The following is a 230-nucleotide window of genomic DNA, read 5'->3' on the forward strand; positions in this document are numbered from 1 at the left end:
TCTTCTGCAATTACAACTTCCTCTATTTGTTCTAGTATGAAGTTATGCTCTATGCTGTTCACTGGAGCTTCTAGCATCTTCTTTGTACTGCGTTCTTCATCAAATTCTCCACATAAAGCCATGGAGGTCTGTTGAGGGGCTGAACGTCTGGAAGATAATTGCTTTAACTCCTCAACTATTGCTTGCTCCAGTTGATGAAGGGTTGCAGTAAATTGTTTCTTTGATTCTTC

General features: G+C 40.0%; 1 protein-coding gene. It reads right to left on the reverse strand.

Features of this window, described 5'->3' with window-relative positions:
• A partial coding sequence (locus E0702_RS21475; RefSeq protein ID WP_165927650.1) for a hypothetical protein occupies positions 1-230 on the reverse strand: 230 nt, incomplete at both ends.

Source organism: Halomonas marinisediminis (assembly GCF_004347715.1).
GTDB classification, from domain to species: Bacteria; Pseudomonadota; Gammaproteobacteria; order Pseudomonadales; family Halomonadaceae; genus Halomonas; species Halomonas icarae.